Below are 21,421 nucleotides of genomic sequence, written 5' to 3' on the forward strand. Positions count from 1 at the left end.
CATGGATGCATTGATTCTGTTGGGCAGTTTTATCGCCTTGATCCTGCTGGGCATGCCGGTGGCCTATGCCCTGGGGATGTCGGCACTGATCGGCGCGTGGTGGATCGACATCCCGTTCCAGGCCCTGATGATCCAGGTGGCCGGGGGCGTGAACAAGTTTTCGCTGATGGCGATTCCGTTCTTTGTGCTGGCCGGGGCGATCATGGCCGAGGGCGGCATGTCACGTCGCCTGGTGGCGTTTGCCGGGGTATTGGTGGGTTTTGTGCGCGGCGGCTTGTCCCTCGTCAACATCATGGCCTCGACGTTTTTTGGCGCCATCTCCGGCTCCTCGGTGGCCGATACCGCCTCGGTCGGCTCGGTGCTGATTCCGGAAATGGAACGCCGTGGGTATCCACGGGAATTTGCCACTGCCGTGACCGTCAGCGGTTCAGTGCAGGCGTTGCTGACGCCGCCCAGCCATAACTCAGTGCTGTACTCCCTGGCCGCCGGCGGCACGGTGTCCATCGCCTCGCTGTTCATGGCCGGCGTGGTGCCGGGCCTGTTGATGAGCGCCTGCCTGATGGTGCTGTGCCTGATCTTCGCGAAAAAGCGCAACTACCCCAAGGGCGAAGTCATCCCCCTGAAGCAGGCGCTGAAGATCGCCGCCGATGCCCTGTGGGGCCTGATGGCCATGGTGATCATCCTCGGCGGCATCCTCTCGGGCATCTTCACCGCCACCGAATCGGCCGCGATTGCCGTGCTGTGGGCGTTCTTCGTGACCATGTTCATCTACCGCGACTACAAATGGCGCGAGCTGCCCAAGCTGATGCACCGCACGGTGCGCACCATTTCCATCGTGATGATCCTGATCGCCTTCGCCGCCAGCTTCGGCTACGTCATGACCCTGATGCAGATCCCGGCGAAGATCACCACGGCGTTCCTGACCCTGTCGGACAACCGCTATGTGATCCTGATGTGCATCAACGTCATGCTGCTGTTGCTCGGCACGGTGATGGACATGGCGCCGCTGATCCTGATCCTCACGCCGATCCTGCTGCCGGTGGTGCTCGGGCTGGGTGTCGACCCGGTGCACTTCGGCATGATCATGCTGGTCAACCTCGGCATCGGCCTGATCACCCCACCCGTGGGCGCGGTGCTGTTCGTGGGCGCCGCGGTGGGCAAGGTGAGCATTGAAAAAACCGTGAAGGCACTGCTGCCGTTCTATGCGGTGCTGTTCCTGATCCTGATGGCGGTGACCTACATTCCGGCGCTGTCATTGTGGCTGCCGAGCGTGGTGCTGTGATGCTGATTGAATTGGAAGACAACCTGACACACCTCACCCTGGCCCCGTCCGTGGGCGGGAGCATCGTCAATTGGCGCGTACGGGCCAGCGGCCAGCCATTGTTGCGCCACAGCGACCAGCGGGCCCTGGACACGGGCCTGCCAGGCAAACTCGGCTGCTATCCGCTGGCGCCCTGGTCCAACCGGATCGCCAAAGGCGGTTTCGATAACCCCGACGGCTGGCTGGCCCTCACGCCGAACAGCCTGACCGACCCACTGCCCATTCACGGGTCGGCCTGGCAACAGGCGTGGCAAGTGGTCAGCCAGTCGGCGGATGAAGTGGTGCTGGAACTGGTGTGCGACACGCCATTCGCCTATCGCGCCGAGCAGCGGTTTTGCTTGCGTGACGGTGAACTGGGCATCACGTTGCGGGTGACCCATCTGGCGGATAAACCCGCGTGGCACGGCGTGGGATTGCATCCCTACCTGCCGCGCACAGCGCAAACGCGGTTGCAGGCCAAGGCCTCGCAGGTGTGGATGAGTGATGCGTCGAAACTGCCCACGGGGCTGGCACCAGTGCCCGCTGACTGGGATTTCCGGACGTTGAAGACCTTGCCAGAAGGCTTGGTGGACAATGGATTTTGCCAGTGGGGCGGGCATTGCCTGATCGAGCAGCCAGAGTTGGGCTACATGCTGGAATGCCAGGCCACCGGCGCCGACTACTTCCTGCTGTACTGCCCGCCGGGGCTGGGGTTCTTTTGCATCGAACCGGTGAGCCATCCGGTGAATGCCCATCACCTGGCGGGGCGGCCGGGCCTGAAACTGCTGGAACACAATCAGTCGGTGCAACTCCATTTCAACTTGAAATACATCCAACATGTGGGAGGGGGCTTGCCCCCGATGGCGTTGAATCAGTAATCCATTGGGTGGCTGACACACCGCTATCGGGGGCAAGCCCCCTCCCACAGTTTTGATCTGTGTTGTGTCAGGGTGGGGAGTTTTTCAGGCGGCCGGCCGTGTCGATACTGACCACCACCGACAACCCCGGCCGCAACCGCTCGCTCTCGGCCTGGTCCGGGTCCACCGTGATCCGCACCGGAACGCGCTGGGCGATCTTCACAAAGTTGCCGGTGGCATTGTCAGCCTGCAACAGGCTGAACTCCGAACCGGTGGCCGGGGAAATATGCTGCACCGTGCCGTGGAATTTGCGGTGGTTCAGGGCATCTACCGTGAAGGTCACCGGCTGGCCGACCTGCACGTTGTCCATCTGGGTTTCCTTCATGTTGGCGATCACCCACAGCTGCGGCGGCACCAGCGCCATCAGTTGCGCGCCGGAGTTGACGTAGGCCCCCAGGCGCACGCCAATCTGCCCCAACTGACCATCACGCGGCGCGGTGATGCGGGTGTTGGACAGGTCGATACGCGCCAGCTCCACGGCTGCCTCGGCACTCGCTACGGCGGCTTCCAGGGAGCCACGGTTGACGATCACTGTCTGCAGGTCCTGCCGCGCGATTTCCAGGCTGGCCTGGGCCTGGGCCACCGCGGCGATGGTCTGCGCATTGGCGGCGCGGGTCACGTCCAGTTCGCGCCTGGACACCGAGCCGTCGCTGATCAGTTCTTCATTGCGGCGCAAATCGGCCGTGCTTTTGCGCGCCTGTGCCTGGCTGTCCACCAAGGCTGCCTGGCGCAACTTGATGGTGGCTTCGGCGCTGTTGCGCTGCTGCACCACATTGGCCAGCGAGGCCTTCTGCACCGCCAGTTGCGCCAGCGCCTGGTCCAGGCGCTGTTTGTAGATGCGGTCGTCAAGGCGCACCAGCAGGTCGCCGGCCTTGACGTGTTGGAAGTCCTGCACCGGCACTTCGAACACATAGCCGCTCAGTTGCGGGCCGATGATCGTGACCTGCCCGCGCACCAGGGCGTTCTCGGTGGTTTCCACGGCGCTGCTGAACGGCGGCAATTGCCAGGCATACAGCACGATCAGCACGCCGACGATGGCAATCGCGGCAAAGCCCAGCGATGAGACGATGCGCACCCGCAGGGAACGTGGCTCGGTGACCGAGGCGCCGGGCGGCGTGGTGCCTTCCGGGGTGGCGGCGATGGCGTTGGTGGTCGTGGTGGTGGAAGTCGGTTCGGTCATGAAGAAGCGCCGCTGGGTTGAACGGGAGGGGCTGCTGTTTTGGTCGTGCTCATCAGCCACAGGCTGCGGATAAAAATCCAGATCATGGTCAGTATCGCGATGATCGCGATCAGCATGAAGACATCGTTGTAGGCCATCACGTTCGCCTCACGGGTCGCCGCCGTAGCCAGGCTGCGAATACCCATGAGGTTGCGCAACTCGGGGTCGGCGACAATGCCACCGTAGGCCGAGCCGCCGCTTTGCACCCGCGCGGCCACACGCGGGTCGAGCAAAGTCAGGTGCTCGACGATCATGCTGGAGTGGTATTTCTCGCGCACGATCTGGAACGTGCCCAGCAACGCCGCGCCAATCAGGCCGCCGAGGTTCTGGCAGATACCGAACATCACCGAGAAACTCACCAGGTTGCGCGGGTTGGTCAGCACGTTCTTGGTGCCCAACACCATGGTCGGTCCCAGGAAGAACGTACCGCCGAAGCCTAGCAGGAACTGGCTGATATACAGGTTCTGCGGCCGGGTCAGGTTGCTGGAAAAACTGTCCATCACCGACCCGGTGGCCATCAGGGCCAGGGAAATCACCAGGGGCATCAGCAAATGGGCCGGGTTGATGGTCAACGCACTCACCGCCAGCCCGGCAATCGCCCCGGCCAGCATCACCACATACAGCGTGTGCATCTGCTGGTAGCTCATGTTCAACATCTGCATGAAGCCTACGGCGCCGGTGGACTGCTCGGACAGCACCATGCGGATCAGAATCACTGCCAGCGCCAGGCGGATCATCACGCCGCTGCCCAGCCAGCGGGTCATCAGCATCGGGTTGGCGCGGTTATGCTCGATGGCCAGCCCAGCCATGATCAGCACCAGTGAACAGGCCGACGCGATGCCGATCCACGGCGCTTCCAGCCACCAGTCGATGCGACCCAGGGACAGCACGGCGCAGAGCAAGGCGACACCGGTGGCAAGGATGGCGAAGGTGACGAAGTCGAGTTTTTCAAAGGTCTTGAAGCGGTCGCCGGGCGGCAACTTGAGCAGGAACACGCAGCCCAGGCAGATCAGCGCCAGGCCCAGCTCGAACAGATACAGCCCGCGCCATTCGGCGATTTGCAGCAGGTCTTCGGAGAACAGTCGCGCCAGTGGCAAGGCCAACTGCGCCGTGCCCAACCCCAGCACCAAGGACTTCAAGCGCCACTTGGCCGGGAACGCCTGGATCATGTAGTACAAACCCAGCGAACTCAGCGCCGCCCCCACCATGCCATGGGCCGCCCGCACCGCAATGGCCGAACTGAGGTCGTTGACGAACAGATGCCCGAAGGTCACCAGCGCGTACAGCACCAGGAACACCTCGGTGAACGCGCGCAGTCCGAACTGCTGGCGAAACTTCACCAGCAGCAGGTTCATGCACACGTTGGTCATCACATAGGCAGCGGGCAGCCAGGCCATTTCGGCGGTGGTCGCGCCCAGTGCACCTTGCAGGTATTGCAGGTTGGCGATGACGAGCGCGTTGCCCAGACCGCCGGTGATCGCCACCAGCACGCCGACCATCGCGAAGAGCCAACGCTTGTGCGTCGGGTGCAACGGCGTCGACGGTGAGCCCGGCAGGCTCGGCCGCTCGTGGGGCTCCCAGGTGTGGGGGGTGTATTTATTCATTCGGTGACCTTGATGACCCGACGTGGGAGGTCGGTAAAACCATTACTCAGGGAGTAGTAAACCTGAGTGGAGTTCATCTTGCCATGTTTGGCTGGGGCTGGATTGCGCTGGATTGGGCTGGATTGGGTGTATATCCGTTGCTGCGGTAACGGCGGCTATTGGTTCCGCCCTTACGGCGGCTCACTTTTGAAAAGCGCAAAAGTAAGCAAAACGCTCTTGCCCCAACACTCGGCACCTCGCCCAGGCTCGGTGTGCCCGTAATCCGACAGTGATTTGGGGGGCCGCCGCCACGCGCCATCCATGGCGCGGGGCGGCTAAACCGGCATCCCTGCCGGTTTACCCCCCAAATCCCTGCCGAATTCCGGCCAGCGTGTTTGACGGGGCGCCTAAGATCAAAATCAAAAGCAGATCAAAAGCCAGAGCCAGAGCCAGAGCCAGAGCCAGAGCCAGAGCCAGAGCCAGAGCCAGAGCAAACCACCCTTCAACTGATACATGAAGATCAAACTGTGGGAGGGGGCTTGCCCCCGATGGCGGTGTGTCAGCCAACTCATCAGTGACTGACCCACTGCCATCGGGGGCAAGCCCCCTCCCACACTTTGACCGAGTACCGGCCATACAATCCGGTCGGCTCTAAGGCCGCCGCGCTCTTGCTTTTGATCTGGGGCGCCCCGTCAAACACGCTGGCCGAACGCAGGCTTGAATCCGTGGGTAACCCGGCAGGACGCCGGGTTAGCCGCCCCGCGCCATGGATGGCGCGTGGCGGCGGCCCACGGATTCAAGCCGGAGTGAGGGCACACCGAGCCTAAGCGAGGTGCCGAGTGTTGGGGCGAAGGCCTTTTGCTTACTTTTGGGCCTTTCCAAAAGTGAGCCGCTGTAAGAGCGGAACCATAAGCCGCCGTTACCGAAAAAACGGATATGTACTCAACCTACCTACCTACCTACCTACCTACCTACCTACCCCAACAACTGACTCAACACCGCCCGCAATTTCCCCGGCTTCACCGGCTTATTCAACAACGGCGCCTCCAACCGCCGCAAAACCCGACGGCACTGATCAGTGCGGTCAGCCGTAATAATCACCGCCGCAATCTTGCACCCAAAATGCTCCCGCAACTCGCGCACCACCGCACACCCCACCACCCCATGGTCCAAGTGATAGTCCGCCAGAATCAACTCCGGCGCCCTGCCCTGCAACGCCACCAATGCCCCCGCCAGGTCAGTGGCCGTGACCACCTCGCACCCCCACTGCCCAAGCAACGCACTCATGCTTTCCAGGATGCTCACCTCATTGTCGATCACCAACAACCGCCGCCCCGGCAACGGGTTGCCCGTGGTCGGTTGCACCGGCAGTTGACTGATCGCCAGGGGCATCTCGGCACTCAGGGGCACTTCGATGCTGAACATCGACCCGCGCCCCGGCCAGGACCGCACCGCCACCGGGTAGCCGAGGATCTCGGCAATGCGCTCGACAATCGCCAGGCCCAACCCCACGCCCTTGCGATCCGACGCACGCCCCACATCGAGCTGGTTGAACTCGAGGAAGATCGCCTCCAGCCGGTCCTGCGCAATCCCGCGCCCGGTGTCCCAGACCTCCAGGCGCAGGCAATCGCCGCGCTTGCGCGCGCCCAACAGGATGCAACCTTCGTCGGTATAGCGGCAGGCATTGCTGAGGAAGTTACGCAAAATCCGCGTCAGCAAGCGCAAGTCGGTGCTGATCGCATAGCAGCCGGTGTGCACCCGCAGGTTCAACCCCGCCGCGTGGGCCACCGACTGGAACTCCGAGACCAGCGGCGCGAATAGCTCGTCGAGGCGGTACAGCGCCACATCCGGCTTGACCGCCGCCTGGTCGAGCCGCGAGATGTCCAGCAAGTCGGTGAGCAAGTCCTCGGCGCCCTCCAGCGCCTGATGCGTGCGCTCCACCAGCACCTGCTCGACGCTGGGCAACTGCCGCTCGCGCAAGGTGGCGATCAGCAAGCGTGCGGCGTTCAACGGTTGCAACAGGTCGTGGCTGGCGGCCGCGAGGTATTTGTCCTTGCTGCGGTTGGCGGCCTGGGCGGCGTCGCGGGCGTCGCGCAGGTCCTGTTCGATCTGCTCGCGCTGGGCGATCTGCTGTTGCAGGTTGTGGTTGGCTTCCAGCAGTTCATCGGTGCGTGCGGCGACCCGCTGCTCCAACTCGTCATTGAGACGGATATAGCGCTTGCGCTCAGCCTCCAGCTCATCCAGCCGCGCCGTGAGTTCCGGGTAATGGCTCTTGCGCGCCGACTGGTCGCCCAGCCCCAACAACCCGGCGAGTGCGCGTTGCTGGTCGTCAGAGAGCTTCGCCATAGACGACCTCGACGTCACGCTGGCTCGACTCCCTCGGGTTGGTGAGGATGCATGGATCGCCCATCGCATGCTGGGACAGGAACGGAATATCCGCCACGCGCACGCCATGCAGGCCGAGGGTTTCGTGGAAGCCGATCGCCCGCTTGAGCGCTATCAAATGCTCCACCAGCCGCCCGCAGATCTGCCGGTGGTTGAGGCCGCGACAGTCGATGCCAAACGTCTCGGCAATCACCTTGAAACGCTCCGGCGCCGAGCTGTAGTTGAACGCCACCACATGCTCCACCAGCACCGCGTTGCACAGCCCATGAGGCAAGTCGAGGAAGCCGCCGAGGCTATGGGACATGGCGTGCACTGCGCCGAGGATCGCATTGGAAAACGCCAGCCCGGCCTGCATGCTGCCAAGCATGATCTTCTCGCGCAGCGCGATGTCCGTGGGGTTGGCGATCATCTGCACCAGGTTGCCGTTGATCAGGCGCATTGCCTCCAGCGCATGGGGGTCGGTGAGTGGGCCGTGGCCGGTGGAAACGAACGCCTCGATGGCATGCACCAATGCGTCGATGCCGGTGCAGGCGGACAGGAACGGGTCCATGCTGGCGGTGGTTTCCGGGTCGATCAGCGACACATCCGGCACCACCGCCTTGCTGACGATGGAAAACTTCATGCGTTCCTGCTGGTTGGAAATGATCACGAACTGCGAGACATCCGCCGAGGTGCCGGCGGTGGTGGGGATCAGGATCAGCGGCGGGCTGGGCACGCGAATGGTGTCGACGCCTTCGAACTCAAGGATGCTGCGCCCGTGGGCCACCACGATGCCGATGGCCTTGCCGCAGTCCATGGGGCTGCCGCCGCCGATGGCCACGATCACGTCGCAGTGGTGTTCGCGGTACACCTCGGCGCCGGTCATCACTTCTTCGACCCGCGGGTTGGGCGAGACGGCGCTGTACAGGCAATAGTCAATGCCGAGGGCTTGCAGGCTGGCTTCCACGTCGGCCACCCAACCGGCGGCGATCACGCCGGGGTCGCTGACCACCAGCACCTTGCGCGCGCCGAAGGTCTTGGCGTAGTTACCGACGTTGTGCCGGCAACCGGCTCCAAAGATGATTTCAGGCGAGACGAATTTACGCAGGAGGCTCAGATTTGGGCTCATTGGAAAGCCTGTTTTTATTATTTTGGAAGAATGCGCTCCACACTAACCGATCCGTCTGTGAATGCAATCAGACCAAAGAGGCATCCTTCCGACAGCGCCCGCGATCAACGGCTGGCGAAGTACATGGTCACTTCGAAGCCGATACGCAGGTCGGTAAACGCAGGTTTGGTCCACATGGGGGCAGTCCTCTGGTTGGGCCGGAAGATTCCGGTGGGGTCATTAATGCACGGGGGGATGGGGCAGCGAATGCTACTTTCGAACGATGCGGCGCCTGCATTGGTAGCGAATGTACGCCGATCAAAATGTGGGAGGGGGCTTGCGCCCGATGGCAGCGCGTCAGTCAACATTTATGTCAATGACACACCGCTATCGGGGGCAAGCCCCCTCCCACAGGGGACCGCATTGCAATCAGAGGGTCAGAAGAAACCCAGCGGGTTGATGTCGTAGCTCACCAGCAGGTTCTTGGTCTGTTGGTAATGATCCAGCATCATCTTGTGGTTCTCACGCCCGACGCCCGATTTTTTGTACCCGCCAAACGCCGCATGCGCCGGGTACAGGTGATAACAGTTGGTCCACACACGACCGGCCTTGATCGCCCGGCCCATGCGGTAGGCGCGGTTGATGTCGCGGGTCCACAGGCCGGCGCCCAGGCCGAACTCGCTGTCATTGGCAATCGCCAGCGCTTCGGCTTCGTCCTTGAAGGTGGTCACGCCCACCACCGGCCCGAAGATTTCCTCCTGGAACACACGCATCTTGTTATGGCCCTTGAGCAGGGTCGGCTGGATGTAATAGCCGCTGGACAGGTCGCCTTCCAGGCGCTCGGCCGCGCCGCCGGTGAGCAGCACCGCGCCCTCTTCCTGGGCGATCTTGAGGTAGGACAGGATCTTGTCGTATTGCTGCTCCGAGGCCTGGGCACCGACCATGGTCTCGGTGTCCAGCGGGTTGCCGCGCTTGATCTTGACGATCTTCTTCATCACTTCGGCCATGAACGGCTCGTAGATTGATTCCTGCACCAGCGCCCGCGACGGGCAGGTGCACACTTCACCCTGGTTGAAGAACGCCAGCACCAGGCCTTCGGCGGCTTTCTCGATGAACTGCGGTTCGGCCTGCATGATGTCTTCGAAGAAGATGTTCGGCGACTTGCCGCCCAGCTCCACGGTGGACGGAATGATGTTCTCGGCCGCCGCATGCATGATGTGCGCGCCCACCGGAGTGGAACCGGTAAAGGCGATCTTGGCGATGCGCTTGCTGGTGGCCAGGGCCTCCCCCGCTTCGCGGCCAAAACCCTGCACGATGTTCAGTACGCCGGGCGGCAGCAGGTCGCCGATCAGCTCGGCAAACACCATGATCGACAGCGGCGTCTGCTCGGCCGGCTTGAGCACGACACAGTTACCGGCGGCCAGTGCCGGCGCGAGTTTCCACGCGGCCATCAGCAATGGGAAGTTCCACGGGATGATCTGCCCGACCACGCCCAATGGTTCGTGAAAATGATAAGCCGCTGTGTGCTCGTTGATCTCGGCGGCACCGCCTTCCTGGGCGCGGATGCACCCGGCGAAGTAGCGGAAATGGTCGGCGGCCAGGGGCACATCGGCGTTGAGGGTTTCGCGCACGGCCTTGCCGTTGTCCCAGGTCTCGGTCACGGCCAGCACTTCCAGGTGCTGCTCAATACGGTCGGCGATTTTCAGCAGCACCAGGGCGCGGTCCTGGGCCGAGGTCTTGCCCCAGGCATCGGCGGCGGCGTGGGCGGCGTCAAGGGCCTTGTCGATATCGACGGCGCTGGAACGCGGGAACTCGGCGATGACGTCACCGGTGACCGGCGAGGTATTGGTGAAGTACTCACCGTTGATCGGCGCGACGAACTCACCGCCGATGTAATTGCCGTAGCGCGGCTTGAAGCTGACGATGGCGCCGGGGGTGCCAGGTTGGGCGTAGATCATGGTGAGGCCTCTGCTTATTGTTGGGTGTTGATGGGCTGCATCTGGGTGCGTTCGTAGTGCGGGTACAGGTGGGTCACGCTGCGGGTCAGTTCATAGCGGCTCAGGTTGATGCTCGCGAAACGCTCGGGGATCGGGCTGCGGATCAGCTCGGGCATGTCGCTGCCCTGTGTTGCGGCGTCGCGCAGCAGTTGATCAAGCCAGGTGAGGTAGTCGCGCATCTGCTCGAACGGTTTGGCATCGGTCGCAATGGGGCCGTGGCCGGGCACGATCAGGGTCCAGGGCAAACCTTGCAGGGTGGCGATGTCCGCCAGCCAGATCGCCAGACCCGGTGAATGGGGCGTGGTGAGCGCACGCTGGTAGAACACCAGGTCGCCGGCAAACAGCACGCCGGTCTTGCGGTCGAGGATCGCCAGGTCGGCGCCGGTGTGCCCGCGCAGTTGCAGCAGTTGCAGGTCGTGGCTGCCGAAGGTTTTCACACCGGGCTGCAGCGTTTCGCCGGGCAGTACCACTTCGGTGCCGCGCATCCAATCGCCGACCATGCGGTACAGGTTCTCGGCCATGCTGTCGCCCTGCTCATGCAGCAAATCCTGGGTACCGGCCAGGGCGCCAATCGGCACATCCTTGAAGGCTTGGTTACCCAGCGCATGGTCGGGATGGTGGTGCGTCAGCAGTACCTGGATCACCGGTTTGTCGGTGACACGGGCGATGGCCTGGCGCAGGGCTTCGCCGTAGCGCCTGGACGGTCCGGTGTCGATCACCACCACGCCGGGCTCGGTGACGATGAACCCGACATTGACGATATTGCCGCCGTTGTCCTTGGCGAAATTGTCGGTGCTGCCCTCCAGCAGCCAGGTGTTGTCGGCGATCAAACGGGGCTTGAGGGCGTAATCCAGGTCCGCCAGCACCGGCAGGCTGAACAGCAGCAGCCACAGCAGAATCCAGCACCGGTTCATGGGATAGCTGCCTCGAACTGGCTGCCGCTGGTGTCGCGCAGGATCAGGCGCGTGGGCCCGCCGCCTTCGATGTCGAAAGCCAGGCTGGGGTTTTCGCTGACCGCCGGGAACAGTTCCAGGCGGGCCAGCAGCTGGTTATCTGCGCCGCGCAGCTCGGCCTGGTTGATGAAGAATTCAGGGATGCCGCTGACCATGCCGTTGTCCATCGGATGGGCGACTTGCAGTTTCACGCGGCTGAACTCGGCGCGTGGGTAACGGCCGCCGAGCACTTCGCCCAGGTGCTCTTCCCAACCGGGTTGGGTGCGCATCACGCTGGGCGCGGTGCAGCCGCCGCCGGCAGCATCGATCAAGGTCGAGCCGACATGCCACATGCCATCCCGGGTAAGCACCGCTGCACGCAAAGGCGTGGCCTGTTCGATGCGAATCCGCATCGACAACCACGGCAGCACCGGCCCCTGCGGCTGGAAATCGACGATCTGCGGCAGCGGGTTCAGCTCGGCCCAGGCAAGGATCTTCACCACGTCACCCTTGAAGACGCGGGCGTCGATCTCCAGCGGCACCTGGCGCGCATCCTCGGCGAACGGCGGCGCCAGGAGCTTCACCCGCTCGTCGAACACAAACGCCGCATTGTCGAGAAAGCGCTGGTGATAGTAGGCCCACATCACCGAGGGCACCGGGTCCACGGGCGCGCCCCAGGCCAGCATCGGCACACAGCACAGCCACCACCCACGCAGGCCCATGGCTTACTCCTCGACGTGCACGCTGTCGAGGTAGGTGCGCACCGCCCACAGGGCTTCCTGGCTGAGGTAGTCGGCCATTTTTGGCATGTACACCCGGCCATCGCGCACGGCGCCGTGGCGCACGCGCTCCACGAACCATTCATCTCCGGCGTCGCCGGCATCGAGCATGCGCAGGTCGGGGGCGATGCCACCGGACTTGGCTTCCAGGCCGTGGCACGCCGCGCAGTTCTGGTTGTAGGCCGATGCGCCGACCTCCACCGCCTTGTCATGCTCGGGCGTGGTGCGATAGGGGTTGGTGGCGGCCCAGCCATCGGCGTCCAGCGGCACGCCGGCATCCTTGATCGGGGTAAGGCCTTTGGTTTCCACGGCGGTGGGCGTCACGTTGCCGTGGGCCCAGGCGGCACCGGTACTGATTGCACTGGCGAGCAGGCAGGCGGTGATCAAGGCGTTGCGTTTTGTTGTCATTATTTTTTCCCTCGGGAGTGCACGCAAAACCTCTTGGCAGAGGCTATGGCAACCATCTTAGGAAGCACCCGGCAGGACCCGTATGCTGCTTTGGTGGGCGGGCTCTCATCCGTTGGTAGCAGGCCTTGTGGGGCACTGCTAAATCAGAGGCGGTTCGGGAAATTGTCCCGGCAACACCGGGACTTTTTCCGTATTCGCCACGGCGTTCACATCGCACCCTGTGCAGGCCAAAACCTCCACTGGGAACTGCAACCATGACAATAAGATCGCTACCCGCCCTCTCGCCGCTGAGCCTTGCCGTGCAGGCCTTCCTGCTGGTCGGCAGCCTGTCCTTGAGTGCGGCCAGCTTCGCCGCCGCCGAGCCTGCCAAACAGACCCGCAACGTCACCTGGGAAGACATCGCCAACGACCACCTGACCACAAAGGACGTGCTGCAATACGGCATGGGCACCAACGCCCAGCGCTGGAGCCCGCTGGCCCAGGTCAACGACAAGAACGTGTTCAAGCTCACGCCGGCCTGGTCCTATTCGTTCGGCGATGAGAAGCAGCGCGGCCAGGAGTCCCAGGCCATCGTCAGCGACGGCGTGGTCTACGTCACCGGCTCCTATTCCCGCGTGTTCGCCCTTGATGCGAAGACCGGCAAACGCCTGTGGACCTACAACCACCGCCTGCCCGACAACATTCGCCCGTGCTGCGATGTGGTCAACCGGGGCGCGGCGATCTTCGGCGACAAGATCTATTTCGGCACCCTCGACGCGCGCCTGATCGCCCTCGACAAGAACACCGGCAAAGTGGTGTGGAACAAGAAATTCGGCGACCACGCCGCTGGCTACACCATGACCGGCGCGCCGGTGCTGATCAAAGACAAGGTGACCGGCAAGGTACTGCTGATCCACGGCAGTTCCGGCGATGAATTTGGCGTGGTCGGCCAGCTGTATGCGCGCGACCCGGACACCGGCGAAGAGGTGTGGATGCGCCCGTTCGTGGAAGGCCACATGGGCCGCCTGAACGGCAAGGACAGCACCCCGACCGGCGACGTCAAGGCGCCTTCCTGGCCGGATGACCCGACCACCGAAACCGGCAAGGTCGAGGCCTGGAGCCACGGCGGCGGCGCGCCTTGGCAGAGTGCGAGCTTCGATGCCGAGACCAACACCATCATCGTCGGCGCCGGCAACCCCGGCCCGTGGAACACCTGGGCGCGCACCTCCAAGGACGGCAACCCCCACGACTTCGACAGCCTCTACACCTCCGGTCAGGTCGGCGTCGACCCGAGCACCGGCGAAGTGAAGTGGTTCTACCAGCACACGCCGAACGATGCCTGGGACTTCTCCGGCAACAACGAACTGGTGCTGTTCGACTACAAGGACAAGGACGGCAAGGTCATCAAGGCCACCGGCCACGCCGACCGCAACGGCTTCTTCTATGTGGTCGACCGCACCAACGGCAAGCTGCAGAACGCCTTCCCGTTCGTCGACAACATCACCTGGGCCAGCCACATCGACCTGAAGACCGGCCGCCCCGTGGAAAACGCAGGCCAGCGTCCGGCCAAGCCATTGCCGGGCGAAACCAAGGGCAAGCCGGTGGAAGTCTCGCCGCCGTTCCTGGGTGGCAAGAACTGGAACCCCATGGCCTACAGCCAGGACACCGGGCTGTTCTACATCCCGGGCAACCAGTGGAAAGAGGAGTACTGGACTGAAGAGGTCAACTACAAGAAGGGCTCGGCGTACCTGGGCATGGGCTTTCGCATCAAGCGCATGTATGACGACCACGTCGGCACCCTGCGCGCGATGAACCCGACCACCGGCAAGGTGGTGTGGGAACACAAGGAACACCTGCCGTTGTGGGCCGGCGTGCTGGCGACCAAGGGCAACCTGGTGTTCACCGGCACCGGCGATGGCTTCTTCAAGGCCTTCGACGCGAAGACCGGCAAGGAGCTGTGGAAATTCCAGACTGGCAGCGGCATCGTCTCGCCGCCGATCACCTGGGAACAGGATGGCGAGCAGTACATCGGCGTTACCGTCGGTTATGGCGGCGCGGTGCCGCTGTGGGGCGGCGACATGGCCGAGCTGACCAAGCCGGTGGCGCAGGGCGGATCGTTCTGGGTGTTCAAGATCCCGAGCTGGGACCTGAAAACCGCGCAGAAGTAACTTCACCCTATATGCCGGGGTCATCCTTTGTGGTGAGCGGGCTTGTCCCGCGTTGGGCTGCGAAGCGGCTCCCGGCTTTTCTCCAGCACCAACGAGCCGTCAGGTTTGGGGGCTGCTGCGCAGCCCAGCGCGGGGCAAGCCCGCTCACCACAGCAAGGCCGCTCACCACAGCAAGCCCGCTCGCCACAACAAGCCCGCTCACCCCAGGATCCACAGAGGTCTCGCGATGAAATATCTGCCGTTTTTAATCCTGCTATCCCTGCCCCTGGCCTACGCCGACGAGGGCGACGACGCCCCGCTGGTCATCAACGGCTGCACCCTGGCTGCACACAGCCAATGCCCCGGCGCCAACCTCAAGGGCGCCAACCTGAGCAATCAGGACTTGAGCAAAATGAACCTGGCCGGCGCCGACCTGCGCGATGCGGATCTACGCCACGCCAACCTCGACCTGGCCAACCTGGAAAAAGCCCAACTGCAAGGTGCCAACCTGACCCGCGCCAGCCTGCAACAAGCCAACCTGCGCCTGGCCGACTTCACCGGCGCCACGCTGATGGCCGTGCAAGGCTGGGGACTGTTTGCCCAGGGCGCACAATTTGAAAACGCCAACCTGAGCGCCGCCTACCTGCAATTTGCCCGGTTGTCGGGGGCGAAGCTGCACCAGGCCAACCTGCGGGCGGCCGACCTGGAGATGACCTGGCTGAGCAAGGCCGACCTGCAAGGCGCCGACCTCAGCGACGCCAACCTGCAAGAAGCCAAGTTCGGCGAAAGCAACCTGGAAAAAGCCACCCTCACCGGCAGCCGTCAGCACTATGCGAATTTCCAGGATGCGAACATGGAAGGCTGCAAGGATTGCCCGACCACCTGGGACCGTTAGCCCGACACCCGCACCACCCCCATGTCGATACCCAAGTGCACCAACTCGGCATGGGAACTCACCTGCAATTTACTCTTGAGCAGGGTCAGGTGATTGGACACGGTCTTGCTGCTGATACTCAGCTGGGCGGCAATCGCCCGCGCCGGGGTGCCCTTGGCGAGCATCAGGAAAATCTCCAGCTCACGCTGGGTCATGCTTTGTAGGCGCCGGTCGGTGGGGTGGTAAGCCAGCTGGGTGGCCAGGTCCTGTTCAATATAGGTGTGGCCGTCAAGAATGCGCTCGACCGCATCCAGCATCACCGACGGCAACGCGCTTTTGGTCAGGTAGCCGGACGCACCGGCCTCCAACGCCTGGCGCACCAGGGGCAACTCGGCGTGCTGGCTGAAAAACAGCACGCGCAATTGCGGCAGGCGCTGGCGCAGGCGGCGGGTGGTTTCCAGGCCGCTGATACCCGGCAGGCCGAAGCCGATGATCACCAGGTTAGGCACCGCTTCGTGCACCCGCGCCAAGGCATCCTCGCCACTCGCCGCTTCGCGCACCACCACACCGGGCAGCCCGCTGCGCAATAGTCCGGCGTAACCCAGGCGAACCACGGCGTGATCATCGACCAGCAGGATATTCATAGTGCCTCCAATGGCAGTGCCTCTGGCCATGCTAGAACCCCGGGGACCAATGGGACCTACTACTTTGGTACTGGTTTTGCTGTCTATCGTCGCATTCCCAAGGCAGCGGGACTGGCGTGTAATGGGTGCATAACGATAAGGACCGGACCCGCCATGCTGCCCGCTCGACTGCCACTTGCGGCACTGTTGTGCCTGTTCATCACGCACATACAGGCCGACACTCCACTGTTTTCCGCCGATGGCTACCGCATCAGCCTGTACCGCAGCCCCACGCCCGAACACCTGCCCGGGGCGATCATCGTCGACACCCCAGCCCTGCAAACCCTGTTGACCCAGACGCCCGCACCGGTGCTGATCGACGTGTACCGCCGCCCGTGGCTACAGGGCCGCTTCATCGAAGACCAGCCCCACGCCAACCTGCCCGGCAGTCACTGGCTGGCCAATACCGGCGACGGCGACCTCACACCCGAGTGGCAAGGTTACTTTGTGCGCCACCTGTACAAGTACACGGGCGGCAACCTGGCCCGCCCGCTGGTGTTCTACTGCCGCGCCGATTGCTGGCTGAGTTGGAACGCGGTAAAACGGGCCGCCAACCTGGGCTATACCACTGTGTATTGGTACCGCGATGGCTTGGACGCATGGGAAGCGGCAAACCTGCCAGTGATGGCTGCGACACCCGAACCCTTTGAATAAAAAACCACAACAAGAAGGTGAACGGCCATGTACAAAATTCTGATTGCCGACGATCACCCGCTGTTTCGCGAGGCGATCCATAACGTCATCAGCGACGGTTTCCCCGGCAGCGACGTGATGGAAACCGCCGACCTGGACAGCGCCCTCGCCCTGACCCAGGAACATGACGACCTCGACCTGATCCTGCTGGACCTGAACATGCCCGGCATGCACGGCCTCAACGGCCTGATCAACCTGCGCAACGAGTCGCCGACCATTCCGGTGGTGATCGTCTCGGCCGAACAGGACAAGCAGATCGTGCTACAAGCCATCACCTACGGCGCGGTGGGCTTTATCACCAAGTCGTCGCCGCGCCTGCAAATGACCGAGGCGATCCAGCAGATCCTCAACGGCAACGTCTACCTGCCGCCGGACATCATCCGTACCCAGAAAAACACCGGGCAGCGGCGCATGAACGACAGCCCAGGCTTTGCCCCCGAGCTGTTGCAGGCGCTCACACGCAAGCAGCTGCTGGTGTTGGAGCGGATGACCAAGGGTGAGTCGAACAAGCAGATCGCCTATACGCTGGAGATTGCCGAGACCACGGTTAAGGCGCATGTGTCGGCGATTTTGCGCAAGTTGAATGTGCATAACCGGGTGCAGGCGATACTCAGTGCCGGGGATATCGATTTCGGCTCGTACCTGCGCCGCTGACACACCACCAGTCAACTGTGGGAGGGGGCTTGCCCCCGATGGCAGAGTGTCAGTCGGCACATGCATTGACTGATCCACCGCTATCGGGGGCAAGTCGAGTCGTCGCACCGCCCCTCCCACATTTTGATCTGCATTTTGTCAGGGCCGGCTGAGCAGGTGGCTCATGGCGGTCTTGAGCTTCATCGGCCTTACCGGCTTGTGCATCAACGTATGCCTAGCTCACGTATCTGCAGCTTCAATTCTAGGCTCGTACTTGCGCCGCTGACCCCTTTGACACACCACCAGTCAACTGTGGGAGGGGGCTTGCCCCCGATGGCAGAGTGTCAGTCAGCACATGCATTGACTGATCCACCGCTATCGGGGGCAAGTCGAGTCGTCGCACCGCCCCTCCCACATTTTGATCTGCATTTTGTCAGGGTCGGCTGAGCAGGTGGCTCATGGCGGTCTTGAGCTTCATCGGCCGCACCGGCTTGTGCATCAACGTATGCCTAGCTCACGTATCTGCAGCTTCAATTCTAGGCTCGTACTTGCGCCGCTGACCCCTTTGACACACCACCAGTCAACTGTGGGAGGGGGCTTGCCCCCGATGGCAGAGTGTCAGTCAGCACATGCATTGACTGATCCACCGCTATCGGGGGCAAGTCGAGTCGTCGCACCGCCCCTCCCACATTTTGATCTGCATTTTTGTCAGGGTCGGCTGAGCAGGTGGCTCATGGCGGTCTTGAGCTTCATCGGCCTTACCGGCTTGTGCATCAACGTATGCCCCAACTCACGGATCTGCTGCTTCAATTCATTGCTGTAGTTGGCGGTGATCATCAGCGCCGGTATTGCGCGACCGCGTCGTCCATTGATGCGGGCCACGGCGTCCACGCCATTCTGGTCGTCGTCCAGGTGGTAATCGGCAATCAACAGGTCCGCCTCGGCATGGTAGTTGTCCACCTGCCGCGCCAGGTCCTGTTCCGACAGCGCCGTGATCACCCGGCAGCCCCAGCCTTCGAGCAAGGTACGCATACCCGCGCAGATCGCCGCGTCGTTGTCCAGCACCCACACCCGCGCACCTTGCAGGCGTTCGAGCAACGGCTCGCTCATGGAAGGCGCAGGCAGCGACTTGGGTGCCGTGGCGCTTAACGGTACCTCCACCGAGAACATCGAGCCTTTGCCCGGCCAGGATCTGACGCTGATGCGATGGCCGAGTATCCCGGCGATCTTTTCCACGATGGCCAGGCCCAGGCCCAAGCCGCGGTCCTGGTCCGGTCGCTGCACGTCGCCGCGCTTGAACTCCTGGAAAATCTCCTCCAAGCGCTCTTGCGCAATCCCCATGCCGCTGTCCCACACCTGGATCAACAGGCGCTGCTGCTGACGCCGGCAACCCAGCACCACCCGCCCCTGGTAGGTGTAGCGAATGGCATTGCTGAGCAGGTTGCGCAGGATCCGCGCCAGCAACTGGATGTCGCTGCGCACCAACGCAGAGCAGCCGACAAAGTGCAGCGCCAAGCCTTCGGCGCGGGCCAGCTGGGTGTACTCGGCGGCGAGGTTGTCGAGCAATTCACTCAAGGCGAACGGCGCGATATCGGCCTTGATCACCCCGGCATCCAGCTTGGAAATATCCACCAGGGTCCCCAGCAGGTTTTCCACGTCCTCCAGTGAGTTGCTCACATTGCGCACCAGGGCTTCGCTGGGGCGCTCCAGCAAGGCACTGGTGAAAAGCCGCGCCGCATTCAACGGTTGCAACAGGTCATGGCTGACGGCGGCGAGAAACTTGGTTTTCGACAGGTTGGCCTGCTCGGCTTCGAGCTTGGCTTCGCGCAGGCGGGTTTCCATGCGACGGCGCTCGTCAATTTCCTTGAGCAGTTGGTCATTGAGCGACGTAAGCTCCGAGGTGCGCTGGGCCACGCGCTGTTCCAGATGCTGGTAGGCCTGGTGCAAGGCTTCGGCCGTGCGGCGGCGTTCGGTGATATCGCGGATCAACACGAAGATTCCCACCACCTCGCCACTGGCCAGCATGTTCGGCACATAGGAGCGCAGCATGTAGCGTTCCTGGTGGTTGATGTTGGTTTCGGCGAACTCGAAGGTCACGCTCTCCCCCGCCAAGGCACGGGCGACGTAGGCATCCAGGCGCTGGCAATGCTGCTCGCTGTGTACTTCGCGCAGACTCTGCCCAAGCATCATGCCGCGCGGCCAGCAGTACCATTCTTCATAGACCTTGTTGGTGAACTCGTAGACCAGGTCGGCATTCAGGTAGCCGATCAGCGCCGGCACGTTGTCGGTGATCAGGCGGATCCAGCGCTCGCTCTCCTGGGCTTTCTGCGCCGCCGCCTGTTCGCCACGCAGTGTTTCGGCGCGCAGCCGGGCGTTGATCAGCAGGTGGTTGCTGGCCTTGAGTTCGGCCATCGCCTGGTTCAGCGCGTCGGTGCGCTCGCGCACCTGCTCGGCGAGCACCACCGAATGCTGGAAGGTGGTGTAGGGGTTGTTGCCCTGGGGCATGCCGGACTCGATGCGCTCGATCAGCGCCGCATTGATCCGCGCCAGCTTGTGGTTGTCCTGTTGCAGCCGGGCCAGTTGAGCGGGCAGGTCAGCGCCGGCCTCGGGCAATGGCGACCCCGGTGAACGTCTGGTTGATGTGCATGCCATTGAACTGTTCTCCGTAGGTGTTGAAACCCATCACCCGCTGGTCCCGCAAGTAACCACCGAGCTGTTCGAGGGTGCCGTTGTCTTCCAGCTCCAGGCGGCGCAAAAAGCAGTCGCAGCCGATGGTCAGCAGCAGGTCGCCAAGGCGCGCATGCAGGCCGTCGAACAGGGTTTGCAGGTTCGGCAGGAGCGGGCCGGGCGTCATGACCGTCAGCACGATGCCGTTTTCCACCGCGCAGTAGAAACTCAGGCTGAGGTCCTCATGCACCTGCTGGATAGCGCGCACGTAGTACTGGTCGTGGATACGCACCGCCAGCGGATGGGCGGCGAACGTGCGGTGGTCGAGGTCGGCCACCGCCACGCCGATATGCCGCGCGTACTCTTCGGCGGCAGGCTCGGCGTTGAGCTCGAACACGCGGCGTGACGGGCTGTCGGCGCCGGTCACCACCAGTTTTTCCGTGCGCGGCAGGATGTGGTGGGTGGTGAACACCTCGAAATCCAGCCAGGTGTTGACCAGCACTACCACCGCCGCGCCGCTGTGGAACACGCCGTTGAAGTACACGTGGGTGTGGGTGAGGAAGTTGTCGTCACCGGCCGAGCCGCCGAAGTGCGGGATATCCCCAAGGGCCGCGCTAAGGGCGGCGAGGACCATTTCTTCGCGGCTGGACAGGCCGTCAAGCAGGGTCAGCGCAAACGTGTTGCCCTTGATCGGCGCCAGGGTGTTGCTGCGACAGCCGCCGACCAGACGCTCGACCATGTCCTGGGCACCGATCAGGCTGAAGTGCTCGACCTGATCGATCAGCTCCGTGGCGATGGAAAAGTGCGCATGGTTGAAGCCCACCGCCGTGATGCAGTTGCGACCGTAGCCTTGGGGCGTGATCTCGCCGGCGCTGGTACAGCCGACCACCCGCACCTTGCCGAAGCACTGTTGCAGGGCCTGGCCAAGGGCCTGGAGGTCGTAGGACGCGGAACAGAAAAACAGCACAAACCCCAGGTACGGGTGCAGCAGTTGCTGGGCCAATTCCTCGGCGGCCTGCCCAGCATCGGTGGCCTGGGACATGGCACTGACTACGCCTTCACTGTTGTGCATCGTTGCCTCCCCCTCTGAAGCATCAGTGTACGAAGGGCCTGCGCGTGGACCTATGCTACTTGGGTA

The 21,421-nt window shown here is 63.1% G+C and carries 18 protein-coding genes and 1 pseudogene; 6 read left to right on the forward strand and 13 right to left on the reverse strand.

Going from position 1 to position 21,421, the window contains the following annotated elements:
- The first annotated feature begins 1 nt into the window (after nt 1).
- Both BLR69_RS10070 and BLR69_RS10075 read left to right on the forward strand, forming a co-directional pair.
- Entirely contained in the window at nt 2-1,282 is a 1,281-nt protein-coding gene (locus tag BLR69_RS10070) for a TRAP transporter large permease (RefSeq protein ID WP_071493520.1), read from the forward strand.
- Nucleotides 1,282-2,178 carry an aldose 1-epimerase gene (locus BLR69_RS10075; protein ID WP_071493521.1) on the forward strand — a complete coding sequence of 299 codons (897 nt, stop codon included), beginning with the start codon at nt 1,282-1,284 and terminating at the stop codon, nt 2,176-2,178. The genes BLR69_RS10070 and BLR69_RS10075 overlap by 1 nt, the downstream gene beginning before the upstream one ends.
- Nucleotides 2,179-2,245: 67 nt before the next feature.
- Here the strand turns inward: BLR69_RS10075 and BLR69_RS10080 are convergent, their stop codons facing one another.
- From BLR69_RS10080 to pedF, 9 genes are all read right to left on the reverse strand, one after another.
- The gene (locus BLR69_RS10080; RefSeq protein ID WP_071493522.1) at nt 2,246-3,397 is read right to left on the reverse strand and encodes an HlyD family secretion protein; all 1,152 of its coding nucleotides are present in this window, start codon (nt 3,395-3,397) and stop codon (nt 2,246-2,248) included.
- A complete protein-coding gene (locus BLR69_RS10085) occupies nt 3,394-5,040 on the reverse strand; it encodes an MFS transporter (protein ID WP_071493523.1) in 1,647 nt (548 codons plus the stop codon). Before BLR69_RS10085 ends, BLR69_RS10080 begins: the two co-directional genes overlap by 4 nt.
- Before the next feature lie 954 nt (nt 5,041-5,994).
- A complete protein-coding gene (locus BLR69_RS10095) occupies nt 5,995-7,365 on the reverse strand; it encodes an ATP-binding response regulator (RefSeq protein WP_071495852.1) in 1,371 nt (456 codons plus the stop codon).
- Complete coding sequence (gene ercA, locus BLR69_RS10100; protein WP_071495853.1) at nt 7,349-8,512, reverse strand: alcohol dehydrogenase-like regulatory protein ErcA; 1,164 nt, start codon at nt 8,510-8,512, stop codon at nt 7,349-7,351. Before ercA ends, BLR69_RS10095 begins: the two co-directional genes overlap by 17 nt.
- Before the next feature lie 104 nt (nt 8,513-8,616).
- The gene (pqqA, locus tag BLR69_RS10105) at nt 8,617-8,688 is read right to left on the reverse strand and encodes a pyrroloquinoline quinone precursor peptide PqqA (protein ID WP_010209364.1); all 72 of its coding nucleotides are present in this window, start codon (nt 8,686-8,688) and stop codon (nt 8,617-8,619) included.
- A 240-nt stretch (nt 8,689-8,928) separates the two neighbouring features.
- Nucleotides 8,929-10,449 carry an acetaldehyde dehydrogenase ExaC gene (gene exaC / locus BLR69_RS10110; protein ID WP_071495854.1) on the reverse strand — a complete coding sequence of 507 codons (1,521 nt, stop codon included), beginning with the start codon at nt 10,447-10,449 and terminating at the stop codon, nt 8,929-8,931.
- A 14-nt stretch (nt 10,450-10,463) separates the two neighbouring features.
- Entirely contained in the window at nt 10,464-11,402 is a 939-nt protein-coding gene (locus tag BLR69_RS10115; protein WP_071495855.1) for a quinoprotein relay system zinc metallohydrolase 1, read from the reverse strand.
- Nucleotides 11,399-12,142, reverse strand: coding sequence for a quinoprotein dehydrogenase-associated SoxYZ-like carrier (locus tag BLR69_RS10120; RefSeq protein ID WP_071495856.1), 744 nt, complete (start codon nt 12,140-12,142; stop codon nt 11,399-11,401). Before BLR69_RS10120 ends, BLR69_RS10115 begins: the two co-directional genes overlap by 4 nt.
- A 3-nt stretch (nt 12,143-12,145) precedes the next feature.
- Nucleotides 12,146-12,607, reverse strand: coding sequence for a cytochrome c-550 PedF (pedF, locus tag BLR69_RS10125; RefSeq protein WP_071495857.1), 462 nt, complete (start codon nt 12,605-12,607; stop codon nt 12,146-12,148).
- A gap of 254 nt (nt 12,608-12,861) precedes the next feature.
- On the opposite strand from pedF, the gene exaA reads away from it, so the two are divergent.
- Together exaA and BLR69_RS10135 are read left to right on the forward strand one after the other, a co-directional pair.
- Entirely contained in the window at nt 12,862-14,754 is a 1,893-nt protein-coding gene (exaA, locus tag BLR69_RS10130; protein WP_076955308.1) for a quinoprotein ethanol dehydrogenase, read from the forward strand.
- 226 nt (nt 14,755-14,980) lie between these two features.
- Nucleotides 14,981-15,628, forward strand: coding sequence for a pentapeptide repeat-containing protein (locus BLR69_RS10135; protein ID WP_071495859.1), 648 nt, complete (start codon nt 14,981-14,983; stop codon nt 15,626-15,628).
- Here the strand turns inward: BLR69_RS10135 and BLR69_RS10140 are convergent.
- Nucleotides 15,625-16,251, reverse strand: a complete 627-nt coding sequence (locus tag BLR69_RS10140; protein ID WP_071495860.1) for a response regulator — start codon at nt 16,249-16,251, stop codon at nt 15,625-15,627. The genes BLR69_RS10135 and BLR69_RS10140 overlap by 4 nt on opposite strands.
- Nucleotides 16,252-16,404: 153 nt before the next feature.
- On the opposite strand from BLR69_RS10140, the gene BLR69_RS10145 reads away from it, so the two are divergent.
- Together BLR69_RS10145 and BLR69_RS10150 are read left to right on the forward strand one after the other, a co-directional pair.
- Nucleotides 16,405-16,944: a PQQ-dependent catabolism-associated CXXCW motif protein gene (locus BLR69_RS10145; protein WP_071495861.1), complete on the forward strand. Its 540-nt coding sequence runs from the start codon at nt 16,405-16,407 to the stop codon at nt 16,942-16,944.
- A 27-nt stretch (nt 16,945-16,971) separates the two neighbouring features.
- The gene (locus tag BLR69_RS10150) at nt 16,972-17,637 is read left to right on the forward strand and encodes a response regulator transcription factor (protein WP_058427587.1); all 666 of its coding nucleotides are present in this window, start codon (nt 16,972-16,974) and stop codon (nt 17,635-17,637) included.
- A 138-nt stretch (nt 17,638-17,775) separates the two neighbouring features.
- On the opposite strand, the pseudogene BLR69_RS31500 reads toward BLR69_RS10150, so the two are convergent.
- From BLR69_RS31500 to nosP, 3 genes and pseudogenes are all read right to left on the reverse strand, one after another.
- Nucleotides 17,776-17,894: pseudogene (locus BLR69_RS31500) on the reverse strand (hypothetical protein); the annotation flags it as partial.
- Between the two features lie 430 nt (nt 17,895-18,324).
- Nucleotides 18,325-20,268 carry a PAS domain-containing hybrid sensor histidine kinase/response regulator gene (locus BLR69_RS10155; protein ID WP_058426753.1) on the reverse strand — a complete coding sequence of 648 codons (1,944 nt, stop codon included), beginning with the start codon at nt 20,266-20,268 and terminating at the stop codon, nt 18,325-18,327.
- Entirely contained in the window at nt 20,210-21,355 is a 1,146-nt protein-coding gene (gene nosP / locus BLR69_RS10160; protein ID WP_071495862.1) for a nitric oxide-sensing protein NosP, read from the reverse strand. The genes BLR69_RS10155 and nosP overlap by 59 nt, the downstream gene beginning before the upstream one ends.
- Between the last annotated feature and the right edge of the window lie 66 nt (nt 21,356-21,421).

It is taken from the genome of Pseudomonas azotoformans (assembly GCF_900103345.1).
GTDB lineage: Bacteria > Pseudomonadota > Gammaproteobacteria > Pseudomonadales > Pseudomonadaceae > Aquipseudomonas > Aquipseudomonas azotoformans.